The organism is Nonomuraea sp. NPDC048826 (assembly GCF_043198225.1).
Taxonomy (GTDB): Bacteria; Actinomycetota; Actinomycetes; order Streptosporangiales; family Streptosporangiaceae; genus Nonomuraea.
Genome location: NZ_JBICUQ010000005.1, coordinates 252,274 through 269,598 on the forward strand (window position 1 = coordinate 252,274; position 17,325 = coordinate 269,598).

Annotated in this window: 13 protein-coding genes; 6 read left to right on the plus strand and 7 right to left on the minus strand. The window is 70.8% G+C overall.

Going from position 1 to position 17,325, the window contains the following annotated elements; translation table 11 throughout:
• Nucleotides 1-77: 77 nt before the first annotated feature.
• From ACGFI7_RS19505 to ACGFI7_RS19515, 3 genes are read left to right on the plus strand one after another with little or no spacing between them, the layout of a single operon-like run.
• A complete protein-coding gene (locus ACGFI7_RS19505; RefSeq protein ID WP_393406137.1) occupies nt 78-383 on the plus strand; it encodes a hypothetical protein in 306 nt (101 codons plus the stop codon).
• Nucleotides 384-413: 30 nt separating this feature from the next.
• A complete protein-coding gene (locus ACGFI7_RS19510; RefSeq protein WP_393406139.1) occupies nt 414-1,247 on the plus strand; it encodes a polysaccharide deacetylase family protein in 834 nt (277 codons plus the stop codon).
• A 30-nt stretch (nt 1,248-1,277) separates the two neighbouring features.
• Entirely contained in the window at nt 1,278-1,931 is a 654-nt protein-coding gene (locus tag ACGFI7_RS19515) for a DUF2461 domain-containing protein (protein ID WP_393406141.1), read from the plus strand.
• Here the strand turns inward: ACGFI7_RS19515 and ACGFI7_RS19520 are convergent, their stop codons facing one another.
• Nucleotides 1,932-4,457, minus strand: coding sequence for a hypothetical protein (locus tag ACGFI7_RS19520; protein WP_393406143.1), 2,526 nt, complete (start codon nt 4,455-4,457; stop codon nt 1,932-1,934).
• A 320-nt stretch (nt 4,458-4,777) separates the two neighbouring features.
• Nucleotides 4,778-6,628, minus strand: coding sequence for a translational GTPase TypA (gene typA, locus ACGFI7_RS19525; RefSeq protein WP_393406145.1), 1,851 nt, complete (start codon nt 6,626-6,628; stop codon nt 4,778-4,780).
• Between the two features lie 165 nt (nt 6,629-6,793).
• On the opposite strand from typA, the gene ACGFI7_RS19530 reads away from it, so the two are divergent.
• On the plus strand, nt 6,794-7,555 hold the full coding sequence (locus ACGFI7_RS19530; protein ID WP_393406147.1) for an alpha/beta hydrolase: 762 nt from the start codon (nt 6,794-6,796) through the stop codon (nt 7,553-7,555).
• 196 nt (nt 7,556-7,751) lie between these two features.
• Here the strand turns inward: ACGFI7_RS19530 and ACGFI7_RS19535 are convergent, their stop codons facing one another.
• A complete protein-coding gene (locus ACGFI7_RS19535; RefSeq protein ID WP_393406149.1) occupies nt 7,752-9,185 on the minus strand; it encodes an aldehyde dehydrogenase in 1,434 nt (477 codons plus the stop codon).
• Between the two features lie 111 nt (nt 9,186-9,296).
• Entirely contained in the window at nt 9,297-12,311 is a 3,015-nt protein-coding gene (locus ACGFI7_RS19540; protein ID WP_393406151.1) for a M14 family zinc carboxypeptidase, read from the minus strand.
• A 202-nt stretch (nt 12,312-12,513) separates the two neighbouring features.
• On the opposite strand from ACGFI7_RS19540, the gene ACGFI7_RS19545 reads away from it, so the two are divergent.
• A complete protein-coding gene (locus ACGFI7_RS19545; RefSeq protein ID WP_393406153.1) occupies nt 12,514-13,404 on the plus strand; it encodes a hypothetical protein in 891 nt (296 codons plus the stop codon).
• On the opposite strand, the gene ACGFI7_RS19550 is transcribed toward ACGFI7_RS19545, so the two are convergent.
• Complete coding sequence (locus ACGFI7_RS19550; protein ID WP_393406155.1) at nt 13,393-14,712, minus strand: GH1 family beta-glucosidase; 1,320 nt, start codon at nt 14,710-14,712, stop codon at nt 13,393-13,395. The genes ACGFI7_RS19545 and ACGFI7_RS19550 overlap by 12 nt on opposite strands.
• A gap of 78 nt (nt 14,713-14,790) precedes the next feature.
• Here ACGFI7_RS19550 and ACGFI7_RS19555 point away from each other — a divergent pair, with 78 nt between their 5' ends.
• Nucleotides 14,791-15,429, plus strand: a complete 639-nt coding sequence (locus ACGFI7_RS19555; protein ID WP_393406157.1) for a TetR/AcrR family transcriptional regulator — start codon at nt 14,791-14,793, stop codon at nt 15,427-15,429.
• Nucleotides 15,430-15,450: 21 nt separating this feature from the next.
• Here ACGFI7_RS19555 and ACGFI7_RS19560 read toward each other — a convergent pair whose 3' ends face one another.
• The gene (locus tag ACGFI7_RS19560) at nt 15,451-16,299 is read right to left on the minus strand and encodes an ABC transporter permease (RefSeq protein ID WP_393406159.1); all 849 of its coding nucleotides are present in this window, start codon (nt 16,297-16,299) and stop codon (nt 15,451-15,453) included.
• Nucleotides 16,296-17,189, minus strand: coding sequence for an ABC transporter ATP-binding protein (locus ACGFI7_RS19565; RefSeq protein ID WP_393406161.1), 894 nt, complete (start codon nt 17,187-17,189; stop codon nt 16,296-16,298). Before ACGFI7_RS19565 ends, ACGFI7_RS19560 begins: the two co-directional genes overlap by 4 nt.
• Nucleotides 17,190-17,325: the final 136 nt, after the last annotated feature.

The following is a 17,325-nucleotide window of genomic DNA, read 5'->3' on the forward strand; positions in this document are numbered from 1 at the left end:
TCCATGTCCTTGACGGCTGTGGCCTGTGGGTGGGTACACCTCTTCGTGTGCGGCGGATCGTCGGCAGGGGGTGGCGCGTGAGTGAGTCCCGTGCGGCGACGGAGAAGCTCCATGCGGAGCTGCACGGCATGGGCGTGACCACCGCGTACGAGCTGGGGGACGGCGCGACCTTGTCCGTATGGATCGGGCTGGTCGTACGTTACCGGGACGGTTTCTACCGCTGGCGTGAAGGCCCGGTGAAACGTCGCCATCTCGGGACCGATCCGGCCGGATGTGCCCTAAGAGTGGCGCGTCGCTACAAGGAGTTGCAGGCGAATATCCCATCATGGTGGGAAGAGCTGGTCAGGGACTTGCGGGGGCGGCCTGCCGGCGACTATCCGTGATGCCCTCGCACGCATGCCGCCGGGGGGATCATGCGCGCGTGGAGGGTGGCGCCGCCGACGACGGCGGCCCTGGCGGTGCTCACAGGATGCGCGGTGCTGACGGGCGCGGCGGTGACGGGCGCGGTGCTGGCGGGATGCGCGGCCCCGCCGCCGGCCCGGGTGCCGGTCGCCGCCCCCCAGCGGCCCGCCGTCGATCCGGAGACGCTGGCCAGGCGGCTGACCGCGATGCAGCCCGACTGGCCCGACCCCGACTGCGGCCGGTGCGTGGCGCTCACCTTCGACGACGGCCCGGGCGACGACACCGCCCGGCTGCTCGACACGCTGCGCGAGTACGGTGCCCGGGCCACGTTCTTCGTCGTCGGCCGGATGGTGGCGGCCCCGGGCGGGCACGCCCGGCTGCGCCGCATCGTCGCCGACGGGCACGAGCTCGGCAACCATTCCTGGACCCACACCGAGCTCACCACGTTGCCGCCCCGGCTGATCGCGCAGGAGCTGCAGCGCACCGGTGACCTGGTGCGCTCGCTGACCGGGGTGCGGATGCACCTGATGCGGCCGCCGTACGGGTCCACCGACCGCAGGGTCGCCGCCGAGTCCCGGCAGCGCGGGCTGGCGCAGATCCTGTGGAGCGTCGACACCTACGACTGGCGCGACCGGGTGAGCTCCGTCGTGGCCAGGCGCGCGGCGCAGGCCAAGGCCGGCTCGGTGGTGCTGATGCACGACATCCACCGCTCCACCGTCGACGCGGTGCCGCGCATCCTGGAGACGCTCACCCGCAAGGGCTTCCGGCTGGTGACCGTGAGCGAGCTCTACCGGACACCGCCGCGGCCGGGCCGCCGCTACCGCGAGGCCGATCCGGAACGGTGACCGGGTCAGGGACATGGCAGGCTGGAGGCCATGGGTTTCACCGGCATCCCTGACGAGGCCTTCATGTTCTACGAGGGCCTTGAGGCGGACAACTCCAAGACCTATTTCACCCGGCACAAGCACCTGTACGAGGAAGCGGTCCGGGCGCCGATGCAGGCCCTGGCCGACGAGCTGGCGGCGGAGTTCGGCCAGGCCAAGCTCTTCCGTCCGTACCGGGACGTCCGCTACGCCAAGGACAAGTCGCCGTACAAGACCCATCAGGGCGCCTTCGTCGGCCTGATGCCCGGCATCGGGTTCTACGCCGAGATCGGCGCCGACGGCCTCTACGCCGCGGGCGGCGTCTACTCGCAGGCCGCCGACCAGGTGGCCCGCTTCCGCGCGGCGGTCGACGAGGACGTGACGGGCAAGCCGCTCGAAGGCATCGTGGCCGCCCTGGAGTCCGCGGGTTACGAACGCGCCGGCGAACGGCTCAAGACCAGGCCGCGCGGCGTGCCGGACGACCATCCCCGCCTCGACCTGCTGCGCCACAAGTCGTTGTACGCCGGACGCCATTTCGAGCCGGAGCCGTGGGTGCACACCGCCGAGGCCGCGGACCGGGTGCGCGCCTGCTGGCGCGACTTCGGCCCGCTGGTCGAGTGGCTCTGCGCGCACGTACGGGGGAGCGAGCTGCCGGGCCGGCGCTGATCACGGCTGCTGCGACGTCTCGTCGCCTCTCAGGATGCGGTCGACGGTCTGGCCGGCGGCCGAGGTGGCGGCCGTGGTGACCGCCGCGATGACGATGGCCAGCAGCGGCGTCGCCAGGCTGCGCAGGCTGCGGACGTTGCGCACCCTCGCCCACGGCTCGCCGGCCAGGTGCATGATCCGCCACTCCCAGTAGAGGCCGAGGCCGATCGAGACCAGCGCCACCTTGCCCACGATGATGGCCACCACCTGCACCTTGTCCATGGCGCCCAGGTCGGGCTCGGCGAGGGCCGACAGGTAGCCCGACAGCTCGGTGGCGAGCGCGGCGGCCATCAGGTTGAGCGCCTTCGTCATCGGCTGGGTGCCGCGGATGCGCGGGTAGAAGTAGCCGAACAGGAAGCCGAACGCCGGCAGCGCGATCACCGAGCGGGCCTCGAACACGAAGCTGGTCAGGTCGACCCCGTACGGCACCCCGAACACGACGAGGAACGGCAGGCTCAGCAGCAGGCTGACGATGAAGCCGTAGACGCCGTTGTGCCAGGGGGAGCAGCCGGCGGCGGTGGCGAAGGCGGTCTCGGGATGGCTGCCGTGCCCGCGCAGCGCCGCGTCGAGCGTGTCGCGCTGCCGGTCGAAGTCCTCCACCGACAGCTCGCCGGAGCCGATGCGGCCCCGGCCGGCGCGGTAGAGCTCCTGCTCGGAGGCGAGCAGCAGCCGCCGGTGCAGGGCGGCCCTGATCAGCTCGCGGTGCTCCTCCTGGTCGGTCGGCTCGACGACCGACGGGTGCGGGTGGGCCAGCAGCCAGCGCGCGGTCGCCCAGGCGATGAGCGCGGTGATGGAGAGCATCGGCAGCGGCACGTTGATGTCGCCCAGGGTGGCGCTGCCCTGCGGGGTCAGGTAGGCCACCATCAGGCAGATGATCATCGTGGCCTCGGCGGCCGAGTGCTGCATCGCGTCGAGTCCGGAGCCGAGCCGCCTGAGCCGGAGCACCAACAGCAAGAACCCGAGCAGCAGCAGCCCCATCACCCCGCGCACCAGCGGGGTCAGCTCCAGCTCGCCGATGCGGGGCACGGCCTGATCGGGCAGCGCCCGGCTCCACGAACCCGCGTCGAGCCACTCGATCGGCCAGCCCTGCACCATCAGGCTCACCACGACGGCGACCACGACCGCGCCACGGGTCCACTGCTTAATGGCGACGGCGACGGCGGCCACCGGGATCAGCGCCCAGCAGAACGCCAGCAGCAGCCGGACGCTGTCGGGCGGGAAGACCTGGGTGGCCAGCGCCTTGGCCCAGAGCGCCAGGGCCAGCAGCGCGATCGCGGATCCGGCGGCGAAGGCGGCCAGCCGCACGACCACCATCCGCACCCCGAGGTCGGCGCTGAGCACCACCGCCGACCCGGCCGCCGCGGCCGCCGCGACGGAGCTCCCGGTGATCAGCGTGTCGCCGGGGAGCTGGCCGTAGCGGTAGGACCACGACAGCATGCCGATCGCCAGCAGCACGCCCACCCCGGTCGCGCCGAGCGCGTCGCGCGGGGTCCACTGCGGACCGCTCGGCAGCACCTGCACGGCGTGGCGCAGCGCGAGCAGCGGCAGCCCGACGAACAGCATCAGGTACGCGGGCAGCGTGAACTCCTCGGCCACGGCCGGCAGCAGCACCACCGGCACGACCAGGGCCAGGCCCGCGGCCAGCTCACGATTGGGCCGGCGCTGCCACCACTGGCCGCCGAGCGCGCGCAGCAGCAGCACCGTCAGCACGATCGCGGTGAGCACGCCGAGCGCGGTCGCCCAGGAGAAGTCGTCCTCCTCCTGCACGTCGGGGAAGCCGTGGAGATCCTGCGCGAGCGTGACGCTCACCGGGTAGGGGCCGACGGTGAACTCCAGCCGCTCCCGCTCCTCGCGCTCGGGCTCGATCGAGGCCGCCCGGAGCACGGTCCACTCGCCCGGCAGCAGGGTGATCTTGCGGTTGACGACCAGCAGCGGCCTGGCCGTGGGGGCGTTGAAGTCGACGCGCAGCAGGTCTTCCGGCCGCACCTGGCGCAGCAGCGTCACGGTGAAGCGCACGGTCGTGCGGCCGTCGGCGGTGGTGAGCAGCGGCGGGAGCCGGCCGGCCGGGGCCAGGACGGTGCCGTTGACCTTGACGGCGCCGAACCCGTCGTCGGTGAACCGCTGCATGCCGCGCGGGAACTCGGCCCCCTGCCGGAGCGTGCCGGCCAGGCTGTCGGCGGCGTCGAGGCGCAGCTGGTGCACGACGGTGACCTTCACCTGCCGGCGGCGCTCGTCGAGCCGCCCCTCGGGCACGCCGGCCAGGTCGGCGGGGCCCGCCCGGGCGACGGTCACCTCGGTGAACGCCTCCCGGTCACGCTCGACGGCCGGCTCGGTGCGGGTGGTGGGCAGGTCCCACGAGTAGGCCTCGACCGGCGAGGCCGGGAAGGCAGGCGGCGGCACGGGCTCGGCCGCCACGGTGCACCAGGCGATGGCGCCCATCGACAGGACGGCGAGCCCGAACCCGACGACGGCCCGGAGCCTCTCCACAGTCTGGATGATTCACTCGTCCGGCGGATTGTTCTCTCCGATGGGATAACGGTGTGATTACATTGCCCCGGCCTTGACAGCTTCCGTCATTTCCGGGGCGCAAAGTCACGCCAATCTCATGAATTCCCCATCGGCGGGCCCGGCACACCTCCGCAGAGATGATGCGGAAATCAACAATTCCGCATCCCATCACCTCCGACCAGGCGACCCGCGCCCTGTCGCCGGAATCTCCCGATTTTCCGGCCGGTAAATGCGCAAGGTCACTCCGCCGTACCGGAGAATGCTTCTCCACACGGCGGAGTGACCCGGAGTCAGAACGGTCAGGCGCGCTTGGCGCGGGCCGCGGCGCGGCCCCGCGTGGCGGCGTCGAGAATCACCTTGCGGATGCGCACCGCGTCGGGAGTGATCTCCACGCACTCGTCCTCACGGATGAACTCCAGCGCCTGCTCCAGCGAGAGCACCCGCGGCGGGATGACCTTCTCCGTCTCGTCGGCCGTGGAGGAGCGCATGTTGGTGAGCTTCTTCTCCTTGGTGATGTTGACGTCCATGTCATCGGAGCGGGAGTTCTCGCCGATGACCATGCCCTCGTAGACCTCGGTGCCGGGCGAGATGAACAGCGCGCCGCGCTCCTGCAGGTTGAGCATCGCGAACGCGGTGACGGGCCCGCTCCGGTCGGCCACCAGCGAGCCGCTGGCCCGGGTGCGCAGCTCGCCGAACCAGGGCTCGTACGAGTCGAACACGTGGTGCACCAGACCGGTGCCGCGGGTCTCGGTGAGGAACTCGGTGCGGAAGCCGATCAGCCCGCGCGCCGGCACCACGAACTCCATCCGGATCCAGCCGGTGCCGTGGTTGGTCATGTGCTCCATGCGGCCCTTGCGCACGGCCAGGAGCTGGGTGACGGCGCCGAGGTACTCCTCGGGGCAGTCGACCGTGAGCCGCTCCACCGGCTCGTGCACCTTGCCGTCGATCTCCTTGGTGACCACCTGCGGCTTGCCGACGGTCAGCTCGTAGCCCTCGCGGCGCATCTGCTCGACCAGGATGGCCAGCGCCAGCTCGCCGCGGCCCTGCACCTCCCACGCGTCGGGGCGCTCGGTGGGCAGCACGCGCAGCGACACGTTGCCGACCAGCTCGCGGTCGAGGCGGTCCTTGACCATGCGGGCGGTGACCTTGGCGCCCTTGGTCTTGCCGACCAGGGGCGAGGTGTTGGTGCCGATGGTCATCGAGATGGCGGGCTCGTCGACGGTGATGAGCGGCAGCGGGCGCGGGTCCTCGGGGTCGGCCAGCGTCTCGCCGATCATGATCTCGGGGATGCCGGAGATCGCGATGATGTCGCCGGGGCCGGCCTCCTCGGCGGGCTTGCGCTCCAGCGCCTCGGTCATCAGCAGCTCGGTGATCTTCACCCGCTGGATGGTGCCGTCGGTGCGGCACCAGGCGACCTGCTGGCCCTTGGTCAGCCGGCCCTGGTGGATCCGGCACAGCGCGATGCGGCCGAGGTAGGAGGAGGCGTCGAGGTTGGTGACGTGCGCCTGGAGCGGCGCGTTCGGGTCGTAGGTGGGCGCCGGGATGGTCGACTTGATGATGTCGAACAGCGGCTCCAGGTCGGGCGACTCGGGCATGGCGCCGTCGGCGGGGCGCTCCAGCGAGGCGCGGCCGGCCTTGGCCGAGGCGTACACGATCGGGAAGTCGATCTGGTCGTCGGTCGCGTCGAGGTCCATGAACAGCTCGTAGACCTCGTCGACGACCTCCGCGATGCGCGAGTCGGGCCGGTCGACCTTGTTGATGCACAGGATGACGGGCATCTTGGCCGACAGCGCCTTGCGCAGCACGAAACGGGTCTGCGGCAGCGGGCCCTCGGAGGCGTCGACCAGCAGCACCACGCCGTCGACCATGGAAAGGCCGCGCTCGACCTCGCCGCCGAAGTCGGCGTGGCCGGGCGTGTCGATGATGTTGATGGTCATGCCGCCGTGGCGCACCGCGGTGTTCTTGGCGAGAATGGTGATGCCCTTCTCGCGCTCAAGGTCGTTGGAGTCCATGACCCGGTCGTCGACGTCCTGATTGGCGCGGAACGCCCCCGACTGCCACAGCATGGCGTCGACAAGTGTGGTCTTGCCATGGTCGACGTGCGCGATGATCGCGATGTTCCTCAGGTCGTCGCGGCTGTTCAAAGGCATGATGAGTTCTCGCTCTGTATCGATGGGGCCGGCCGCGCGAACTCGCGACCTTACAAGTTTAGTTGATCCCCTCCGGTGTCGTGCGCGGCGCCCGGCCGCGTCCCGGCCGCCCGCGGCGGGGGAGGTGGGCGAGGTCCGGTCGGAGGAGGAATTTAAGCTCGGAGTATGCCATTCGCGCCCAGCTTCCCCGTCATGCTCAGGACCGACGACGGCGTGCGCATCGACGCCGCGCACACCCCTCCAGGAGACACCGGGGCGGCTGACGTGGGCATCGTGGTGGCGCACGGGTTCACCGGCTCGTGGCGGGAGCGGACGGCGCGGCGGATCGTGCACGTGCTCAGCGGGTTCGGGGGAGTGATCGCCTTCGACTTCCGCGGCCACGGCCGGTCGGGCGGCGAGAGCACGGTGGGCGACCAGGAGATCCTGGACATCGCGGCGGTCGTCCGCCACGCGCGGGTGATCGGCTACCGCCGGATCGCGGTGGTCGGCTTCTCCATGGGGGCCGCCGTGGCGGTGCGGCACGCGGCGCTGTGCGAGGGCGCGGACGCGGTGGTCGCGGTCAGCGGCCCGGCCCGCTGGTACTACCGGGGCACCAAGCCGATGCGCCAGGTCCACTGGGCGATCGAGCAGCCGCTCGGCCGCTGGGCGGCCAGGGTGGCGAAGCGGACCAGGATCGCCGTCGGCCGCTGGGACCCGATCCCGATGCCGCCGCACGAGGCCGCCGCGCTGATCTCACCGACGCCGCTGCTGATCGTGCACGGCGACGCGGACGCGTTCTTCCCGCTCGACCACGCCCGGCAGCTCTACGACAGCGCCCGGGAGCCCAAGGAGCTCTGGATCGAGCCGGGGTACGGCCACGCGGAGTCCGCGGCGACCCCCGAGCTGATCCGCAGGATCGGAAAGTGGATCTCCTCGAACTTTTCCTGAGTAAAACACGTCTACCTAGGGCGGACGGCAGCAAACCGTAGGGAGAAGTCTCGGGGCGAACTAAACCACCCAAGATATGGGGCATGGTTCATACTTCTGGTAGCCGTACGGTCGCCCAGCGTCGCGGGGGCGCGCTGGGTCGCCGACCGCGCGAGGACGAGGGGCCCCGGTCACCGACCGGGGCCCCTTCGCGCGCTCAGCCCAGCCGGGCGATCGTCTTGTACTCCAGGTAGGAGCCCAGGCCCTCGGGCCCGAGCTCGCGGCCGAGTCCGCTGGCCTTGTAGCCGCCGAACGGCGCGCCGGTCTCGATCATGTAGCAGTTGACGCCGTACGTGCCGGTCCGCACCTGCCGCGCCACCTCCATGCCGTGGTCGGCGTCGGCCGTCCAGACCGTGCCGGCCAGGCCGTAGTCGCTGTCGTTGGCGATCCGCACGGCGTCGGCCTCGTCCTCGTACGGGATCACCGCCAGGACCGGGCCGAAGATCTCCTCGCGGGCGATGCGCATGTCGTTGGTGACGTTCGCGAACACCGTGGGGGCCACGTACCAGCCTCGGTCGTACGGGCGGTCGAGGCCGCCGAGCACGACCTTCGCGCCCTCCTCCATGCCGATCTTGATATAGCCCTCGACCCGCTCCTGCTGCCGCTTGGCCACCATCGGCCCGATGCCGGTCGCCGGGTCGGCGGGGTCGCCCACGGGATGGGAGCCGACCATGTTCGCGACCGCGTCGACGACCTCGTCGTAGCGGTTGCGCGAGGCCAGGATGCGGGTCTGCGCCACGCACGCCTGGCCGTTGTTCATCAGCGAGGCGATGGCCAGCATGCCCATCGAGGAGCCCAGGTCGGCGTCGTCCAGCACGATCGCCGCCGACTTGCCGCCGAGCTCCAGGCTGACCCGCTTGAGCTGCTCGCCGCAGATGGAGGCGATGCGCCGGCCCGCCGCGGTCGAACCGGTGAACGCCACCTTGTCGACGCCGGGGTGCGACACCAGGTGCTCGCTCACCTCGCGGCCCGCGGGCACGATGTTGAGCACGCCCGCCGGGACCCCGGCCTCGCGCACCATCTCGGCCAGCACGTACGCGTCGAGCGGCGTCTCGGGGGCCGGCTTGAGCACGACCGCGCAGCCGGCCAGCAGCGCGGGCGCGACCTTGGTCATCGTGACGAACTGCGGGACGTTCCACGGCACCACGGCCGCCACCACGCCCACCGGCTCGCGGCGCACGGTCACCGGGCCGAAGATGCCGGGCCGCTGGTCCTCCTGCTCGAACGTGGCGCCGTACTGGGCGTAGTACTGCAGCATGCCCAGCGGCTGGGGCACCTGGGCGAGGTTGGAGAACGTGATCGGCGAGCCCATCTCCTCGGTGATGAGCTCGGCCATCTCGCTCTGCCGCTCGGCGTAGATCTCGGCCAGCCTGGCGAGGACCGCCGCCCGCTCGGCGAAGGTCATGCGCGGCCACGGACCGTGGTCGAACGCCTCGCGGGCGGCCGCCACCGCCCGGTCCACGTCCTCGGTGGTGCCGTCGGGCACCCGGCCGACGACCTCCTCGGTGTGCGGGCTGATCACGTCGATCGTGCCGGTGCCCGCCGGGGTCACCCACTCGCCCCCGATGAACAGCTTGTCGTGCTGGCGCATGTCGTGAGCCTCCTGCCGGAACCGATGCTTCTTCGCAAGCAGACCGAATCATGTTCTGTCCGGGCATGCAAGAGGGGCACGGCACCCGGTGCCGTGCCCCTCCTCAGCCGGTCAGCGCCGGCCGTTGAGCAGGTGCGCCATCGACCGCTTCACCAGGTCGGTCCTGGTGGCCTGGTCGACCAGGCTCTCCGCGCCGAAGCCCAGATAGACGGTGTCCCTGGTGGTGATGCCCGCGCCCTCCTCGAACACCTGGTCCGTGCGGGCCCAGTTGTTCACCGAGGGCGACGTGCCCTCCGGCGGGTCCGCCACCGTCCAGCCGCCCAGGTCGGACTCGAACGAGGTCTCCTCCGCCGTCGCGCCGTCCAGCGTGACGACCGCGTCGTCGACGAAGACGCCCGCGCCCTGGGTGGCCCAGTCGCTGACGTACGAGATCGAGACCTCGACCTGCTTGCCCGCGTACGGCGTCAGGTCGATCCGCCACTGCTGCCATCCGGCCGAGTTGCCCGAGGCCGCGTTCCAGGAGCCGGAGGTGCCCGTCGGCTCGCAGTCCGGGCCCTGGTAGCGCTGGGTGAACGGATGGATGCCGCTCCACCCGGACTGGCAGCTGCTGCCGGTGTCCTGGCTGGTGTGGCCGTTGGCGTCGGGCAGCGTCGTCCAGTCGTCGCCGCCCGCCGTGCGGGCCTCCACCATGAGGAAGTCCCAGTCGGCCTCGGTGTCGTGCGACGTCCAGAACGTCAGCTCGCCGCTCGACCTGCCGGTCAGGTCGACCGTCTTGCTCAGCCGCTTCCAGGCGACGTCGGAGATGCCGCTGTAGACGTCCCAGGACCCGGTGTGCGGGTCGAACGGGGCGCCCGGCCGCTCCCACTTGATCGGGGCCGAACTGGCGAACAGCGGGAACTTGTCGGCGGGCAGGATCGCCGAGGTGGCCACGAACGCGTTGGTGTGCACGTCCGGCTCCAGTGTGCCGGCGAAGCCGTCGAACCCGCCGCCCGCGCCCTTGAGCGGGTACGGCTGACCGGTGGCCGGGTCGCTGCCCGAGTTGTCGAAGAACACGTACGCCCCCAGCCAGTACTGCTGGAAGTCGTTGAACACCGGGATGCACGGCGGGTCGTCGGGCACCGAGCACTCCGGCTGCCCCGGCTGGTCGGGCTCGTAGTAGTAGGCGCCGTTGGCGTTGGCCGCGTACGACGGGTACTTGCCCGCGTGCATGACCTTGCCGCCCTCGTTCAGGTAGTCGCGGACGGCCAGTTCGGTGTCCACGCCCGCCTTGGAGGTGGTGCCGGGCACCTGGCCCGCGCTGCGCGGGATGATGTCGTCGCCGGTCTCCCAGATGACGGCCTTGTAGTGGCTGAGCACGCCGAGCGGATGCGGCGCCTCGCGCCCCATCTTGTCCATGTCGTACACGTCGGAGCTGTAACCCGCCTCGCCGAGCGCCTTGGCGTAGTCGTCGGCGTACTTCGCCTCGGTCACGCTCTCCACCGGCGACAGGCCCGTGACGTCCTCGGCGGCCAGCACGAGCACCTTGCCGCCGATGTCGTCGTGCACCCTGTACGTGAACGCCTGGCTCTTCCTGCCCAGGGAGCTGAACCAGACCTTGACCGTGTCGCCCGGCCTGGTCCCGGTGACCTGGCCGCGCAGCCGGTGGTAGTAGCGGTCGTAGCCCTTGCCGTACCGCTCGCCGCCCTTCCACTCCTTGGTGGTCTTCACCTGGGTGCGGCCGTTGTTGACCTGGTAGTTGAGCAGGACCGGGCCGAGCCTGCGCTTGGCGTTGACCTGGACGGTCTGGTTCTTGCCGTAGCTGACGTCGAACGGGTCGAGGACGAAGTCCGGCGTGGTGTTGCCCAGGTGGGTCACCGGCTCCACGGGGTTGACCGCGGACTTGGCCACGTCGAGCGCGAACGGCAGGTTCCGCTCGAACTCGGCCTGCACCAGCGCCTCGTCGTCGGGGAAGACGAAGCCGCAGCCGTCGCAGCCCTCGTTCAGCTCGGGCGTCCAGGCGAGGGTGCCGTAGGTGGAGTGGGCGTGGTCCGTGGTCTCGCCGTTCGTCGTGTACAGCTCGGCGCCGAGGTCCGGGTCGAAGCCGGGCACCGCGGGCCGCTCGTCGTCACCGGTCAGCGCCTCGTAGATCGGGTGGTCGGCGGTCTCCGTGGCGATCTGGAAGCCGGCCGGGTAGAGCAGCAGCGGGCCGTACGAGTGGTAGTTGAGCTGCATCTCGAACTTCACCCGGCGCAGCAGGCCGTCCATGGCCCTGGTCTCCGGCTCGCTGGCCGGGCCGGCGCCGCGGTAGGTGTCGCTGCTCGGGACCGAGGAGGAGCCTTCCTCGTCGTAGTGGAAGTTCGTGGGGAAGTTCCGGTTGAGGTCCACGCCGTCGCCGATGGTGATCCGGCCGTCGCCGTTCACGTCGCGCAGGTTCTTGCGCCACAGGCGGTTGCCCTCGGTGAAGGTGAAGTCGTAGCCGTCGGGGTTGGCCACCGGCACGAACCACAGCTCGGTCCTGTGCAGCAGGTCGCCCAGCTGCCGCTTGTTGGCCAGGACGTGCTTGAGCAGCCGCAGGTTCACCTCGGTGGCGATCCACTCGCGGGCGTGCTGGGTGGCGGAGTACAGGGTCGCGGGCTTGATGCCGTCGGGCAGCACCCGGGCCAGCGAGGTCACCTTGACGGCGAGGATGTCCTGGCCGCGGAGCGTCTTGCCGATGGACTGGAGCTTGACCACGTCCTTGTGCTCGGCGGCGATCTTCCGGAGCTGGTCGGCGACGCCGCCGCGCTCGGAGTAGGACTTGAAGACCGTGTACCCGCCGGCCGCCTGGGTCTTGGCCGCCTGGAGCTGGGTCTGGCCCTGCGGGTTGCGCACCGGTTCCGGCTTGTGGCCGAGCTTCTCCAGTCCTTCGAGATCGTCCTGGGCGGCGGTGACCTCGACGTGCTCCTTGCCGTTCCTGATCTCCTGGTGGACGACGTCGAAGCCCTGTTCCCTGAGGTTCTGGGCGGTGCCGAGCGGGCTGTCGAGCTGGTAGAGCTCGATCCGGTCACCGGCCGGGAGGGGGTCCACGGACGCCTGGGCTTCCAGCGCGACCATGGACGTGCCTAAGCCGAGGATCACGGCCGTGACGAGGGTGAGTGAACGAGACACAGGTTCCTGCCCCTTCGCAGAGACGCGTACGACCGCCATCTCAACGGCGCTTGACGATCTCGGCAAGACCCAATCTTTATTCATGTCTTATCTCGGACAGATTCCGACAATCCTCTTGAATCGGGCACCAGTTCCTGCGTTGAGATGACAGCTTTCAAGATCATCTTCTATAGTTTCGGACGTCTATGAGGGGAGGACGGGCGTGAGAGCCGGACGCGTGGCCGTGTTCGCCATCGTCCTCGCCGCGCTGCTCGCACTTCCCGCCCCGGCGCCGGCGGCCGCCGATCCCAGCCCGGCCGAGCTGCGCAAACTGACCAAGCAGGCCTCCCAGCTCAACGACCGCTACCGCGGCTCCATCCAGAGCCTGGAGGAGATCCGCATCCAGGCCAAGAGGGCCGTCGACGACTCCGGCTCGCTGCAGCGGCGGCTGGCCGCCGCCCAGGCCGACCTGGCCTCGATGGCCGAGACCGCCTACATCCTCGGCCCGCTGGAGGCCACCCGGCTCTTCAGCACCCAGGCCGACCCCCACCAGGCGCTCGGCCAGGCGGCCAACATGAACCACATGGTCAAGGAGCGGGCCAGCCGCGTCGAGGGCGTCAAGAAGCTCATCCGCGACGCCCAGAAGGCCAAGCTGCGCGCCAACGACAAGATCAAGAAGCTCCAGAAGGAGATCAAGACCCTCCAGAGCAAGCGCCGCGACCTCGACCGGCTGCTCGCCAAGTACGGCTTCCAGCAGCCCGGCAACGCCGGCGGCCTGACCCAGCGCATGGTCAGCGTGCGCGCCGAGGTCATGCAGAACTTCCCGATGCCGTACGGGGTCGGCTGCCTGCGCCCCGGCGACCCGGGCGAGCACGGCAAGGGCCGGGCCTGCGACTTCATGATCTCCCGCGGCATGGCCACCGGCGGCGAGGCCGACCGCGGCGACGCCCTGGCCGAGTGGCTGATCAGCAATGGCGACCGGCTGGGCGTCATGTACATCATCTGGAAGCAGCGCTACTACGACATCAGGTCGGGCGGCGGCTGGGACCCCATGTCGGACCGAGGCGGCGTCACCGCCAACCACTACGACCACGTGCACGTCTCAGTGTTCTGAGCGCCGTTCTGCCGCGAGGAAGTCCTTCAGCCAGGCGTAGGAGGCCTTCGGGGTGCGGCGCAGCGTGTCGAAGTCGACGTGCACCAGCCCGAACCGCTGCCGGTAGCCCTCGGCCCACTCGAAGTTGTCCAGCAGCGACCACACGAAGTAGCCCCGCACGTCCACCCCCTCGCGGGCGGCCCGGCGCACCGCCTCGACGTGTCCTTCCAGGAACGCGATGCGGCCCTGGTCGTCGACCACGCCGTCCGGCCCCGGCACGTCCTCCTGCGAGCAGCCGTTCTCGGTGATGTAGACGGGCGGCAGCGCCTCGCCGTACCGGTCCTTCAGCCGTACGAGCAGCTCACGCAGCCCGTCGGGCACCACCGGCCAGCCGAACGCGGTCGTCGGGTAGCCGGTGATCCCGGCGTCCTCGAACGGCAGGCCGTCGGAGGAGGGGGCGGCGATCCGGATGGGGTTGTAGTAGTTGATCCCGATCCCGTCCAGCGGGGTGGCGATGACGTCGAGGTCGCCGTCGCGCACGCAGTCGAGGGTCCGCACGCCGTACGCCGACAGATCGGGATATTTGCCGGTAAGGACGGGGTCGTTGAACAGCCGGTTGTGCAGGGTGTCGTACGCGTCCGCCGCCGCCAGGTCCTGCTCCGACTCCGACGCCGGCCAGACCGGCGTGCAGTTGTTGGTGATCAGCACCTGCCCGGCCCCCGCCGCCCGCAGCGCGCCCACCGCCAAACCGTGGCCCAGCAACTGGTGGTGCGCCACCGGCAGCGCGTCGAGCATCAGGGCCCGGCCCGGCGCGTGGATCCCCATCGCGTACCCGTAGACCATGTGCACGACCGGCTCGTTGAGGGTGATCCACATGCGCACCCGGTCGGCCAGCCGCCCGGCGGTCAGCGCGGCGTACTCGGCGAAGCGGTGGGCGGTGTCCCGGGCGAGCCAGCCGCCGCCGTCCTCCAGCGCCTGCGGCAGGTCCCAGTGGAACAGCGTCGGCACCGGCGTGATCCCGGCCGCCAGCAGCGCGTCCACCAGCCGGTCGTAGAAGTCGAGGCCCTTCGGGTTGACCGGGCCGCTCCCGGACGGCTGGATCCGGCACCAGGCGACGGAGAAGCGGTAGGCGTTCACGCCGAGGTCCGCCATCAGCGCGACGTCCTCGGGCCAGCGGTGGTAGTGGTCGCAGGCGACGTCGCCGGTGTCGCCGTTCCTGGTGCGGCCCGGCTCGCGGGAGAACGTGTCCCAGATGGACGGGCCCCGGCCGTCCTCGTCCGCCGCGCCTTCGATCTGGTACGCGGCCGTCGCCGTGCCCCACAGGAACATGCCGTGCTCCTCTGCTTGAGTCCGGCTCATGTTAACCGAGGTGCTCGCTACCTGCCGGTAGTGCGTCAGGATGGGGGCATGACGAGTACCTTGCGTCGCCGTCCGGCTCAGCGCCGCAGCCTGGAGCGGGTGGAGCGGATGCTCGACGAGTGCGCGCACCTCCTCGACGAGATCGGCTACGAGGCGTTGACGACCAAGGAGGTCGCCCGCCGCGCCGAGGTGCCGATCGGCACCTTCTACCAGTTCTTCCCCGACAAGCACGGGCTGGTCAAGGCCCTGGCGCTGCGCAACCTCGAAGCGTTCCTCGGCCGCGTCACCGAGCGTCTCACCGGCGCCGACCTCGGCCACTGGACCGACCTGGTCGACCTGGCGATCGACGAGTTCGTGGCGATGAAGCGGGCCACGCCGGGGTTCGCGGTGGTCGACTTCGGCGAGATCCTGCGTGCCCCCGGCGGCCCCGCCATCGAGGGCACCAACCGCATGCTCGACGCCGCCCTGGAGAACAACGCGATCGTCGCCGACCGGCTGCGCGCCATCACCGTCGACCTGCTCGACGCCCCCGCCGGGCCGGCCCTCGACCGCGCGATCCTGGTCGCGGTCGAGGCCGCCGACGCGGTGCTCAAACTGGCCTTCCGGGTCGACCCCGAAGGCGACCCCGATCTGGTCGACGAGTGCAAACGGCTCGTCCGCGGCTACCTGAGCGCCCACCTGCCCTGAGCATGACGTCGAGCTCGGGGGTCAGCCGATCCGGCGCAGCGCGCGCTCGCGCCGCTCGGCCACGCTCGACCCCGACTCGCGTCTGGCCATCCGGCGCAGCACGACCGGCGCCAGTGCCAGGCCGAGCACGGCCCACACGCCCAGCACCCCTGCCGTCTCCAGGTGCCGCCACGACCCGCCGATCTCCAGGGCCGCGGCGCTGTCGGGCAGCAGCGCCGAGCGCGTGCCGAGCCCCAGCCAGTAGAACGGGAAGACCTGCGCGACGCCCTGCAGCCACCCGGGCAGCGAGCTGATCGGGTAGAAGATCCCGGAGATCGCGATCAGGCCGAGGAACGGCAGCGTGATCAGGCCCTGTGCCCGCGCGCTGCCGAACACCGAGCCGAGCACCGCCCCGGCCGGCAGGGTCGCCACCAGCCCCAGCGCCACCACCCAGGCCAGCGTCAGCCAGGAGTCCAGGTCGCCGACCACCAGGCCGGAGATGATCAGCATGCCGGGGATCAGGAAGATCGCGAGATCGGCGACCGTGCCGCCCGCCACCGAGACGATCTTGCCGGTCAGGTAGCCGAGCATGCCGTGCGGCACCGCCTTCGCCCGCAGCAGCGTCCCGTCCTCGCGCTCGGCGGTGAGCTGCTGGCTCATGGCGATCATGCCGTTGGCCACGTTCATGCCCAGCACGCTCGGCAGGATCAGGGTCCCGAGCGGGTAGCCGCTGTCACCGAACGGCACGTCGCTCAGCCACCACGCCACGGCCAGCGTCAGCACCGGCCACAGGAAGTGGGAGACGAGCTCCGCGCCGTTGGCGAACGACTGCCGCAGCTCGATCAGGCCGCGCGTCCACCCCGCGCGCACCGCCGTGGCCGCCGGGCTCATCGCGACGCCCCTTCCGCCTGCCGGACCAGGGCCAGGTAGGTGTCCTCCAGCGAGGACCGGCGGACCTCAAGCTCGCCGACCTCTCTCCCGTGCCGCTGGAACAGGTCGAACACGAACGCGGTGGAGTCGCGGGTGAACCGGGCGAACCGCTGCCCGTCGAGCGTCCAGCGCACCTCGTCCTCGCCCGTGATCCGCCGGGCGAGTTCCTCGGCGGTGCCGTCGGCGATGATCCGGCCGCCGTCGAGGATGAGGATGCGGTCCGCCAGCTTCTCCGCCTCGTCCAGGTCGTGCGTGGTGAGCAGGACCGTGGTCTCGCGCGATTCGGCCAGCCCGCGGACCAGCTCGTGGAACTCGCGCCTGGCCTGCGGGTCGAGCCCGGCGGTCGGCTCGTCGAGGAACAGCAGCTCGGGCCGGCCCACCAGGCCGATCGCCACGTCCAGCCGGCGGCGCTGGCCGCCGGAGAGCATCCGGATCTTCTGGTCCGCGTGTCCGGTGAGGCCGACCGCCGCGATCAGCTCGTCGGCGTCCCACGGCCGCGCGATCCGCTCGGTGGCGTAGGCGGCGTAGAAGGTCCCCAGGTGGGCGAGCAGTTCGCGGACCCGCCACTTGCCGTGGTCCCGCCACGACTGCAGGACCACGCCGATCCTGGCCCGCCAGCCCTCGGTGGCGCGCGCCGGGTCGGCGCCGAGCACCGCGACCCGGCCCGCCGAGCGCAGCCGGAACCCTTCGAGGATCTCGATCGTCGTGGTCTTGCCCGCGCCGTTCGGGCCGAGCAGGGCGAGCACCTCCCCGTGCCGCGCCCGGAACGTCACCCCGCGCAGGACGTCGGTGGCGCCGTAGCGCATCCGCAGGTCTTCCACGTCCAGCGCGGTCTCTTCCGCTGTGTCCATCCCATCGCCCTTCCCGATCGTTCAGTCAGGCGTGAAGCTACGTTGCGTTTCCATCAACGGCAACGAACCAGCCGGATATTTCGCCCTTTTATCGGGCCGAACCCGCTGATCGTTGCAACGGCGATGACGGTGAACG

Bases quoted from the DNA above. Each gene is read 5' to 3' on its own strand.
- ACGFI7_RS19530 (WP_393406147.1), top strand. From the start codon at position 6,794: ATGCCATTCGCGCCCAGCTTCCCCGTCATGCTCAGGACCGACGACGGC.
- ACGFI7_RS19550 (WP_393406155.1), bottom strand. From the start codon at position 14,712: ATGTTCCTGTGGGGCACGGCGACGGCCGCGTACCAGATCGAAGGCGCG.
- ACGFI7_RS19555 (WP_393406157.1), top strand. From the start codon at position 14,791: ATGACGAGTACCTTGCGTCGCCGTCCGGCTCAGCGCCGCAGCCTGGAG.
- ACGFI7_RS19535 (WP_393406149.1), bottom strand. From the start codon at position 9,185: ATGCGCCAGCACGACAAGCTGTTCATCGGGGGCGAGTGGGTGACCCCG.
- typA (WP_393406145.1), bottom strand. From the start codon at position 6,628: ATGCCTTTGAACAGCCGCGACGACCTGAGGAACATCGCGATCATCGCG.
- ACGFI7_RS19510 (WP_393406139.1), top strand. From the start codon at position 414: ATGCGCGCGTGGAGGGTGGCGCCGCCGACGACGGCGGCCCTGGCGGTG.
- ACGFI7_RS19560 (WP_393406159.1), bottom strand. From the start codon at position 16,299: ATGAGCCCGGCGGCCACGGCGGTGCGCGCGGGGTGGACGCGCGGCCTG.
- ACGFI7_RS19565 (WP_393406161.1), bottom strand. From the start codon at position 17,189: ATGGACACAGCGGAAGAGACCGCGCTGGACGTGGAAGACCTGCGGATG.
- ACGFI7_RS19515 (WP_393406141.1), top strand. From the start codon at position 1,278: ATGGGTTTCACCGGCATCCCTGACGAGGCCTTCATGTTCTACGAGGGC.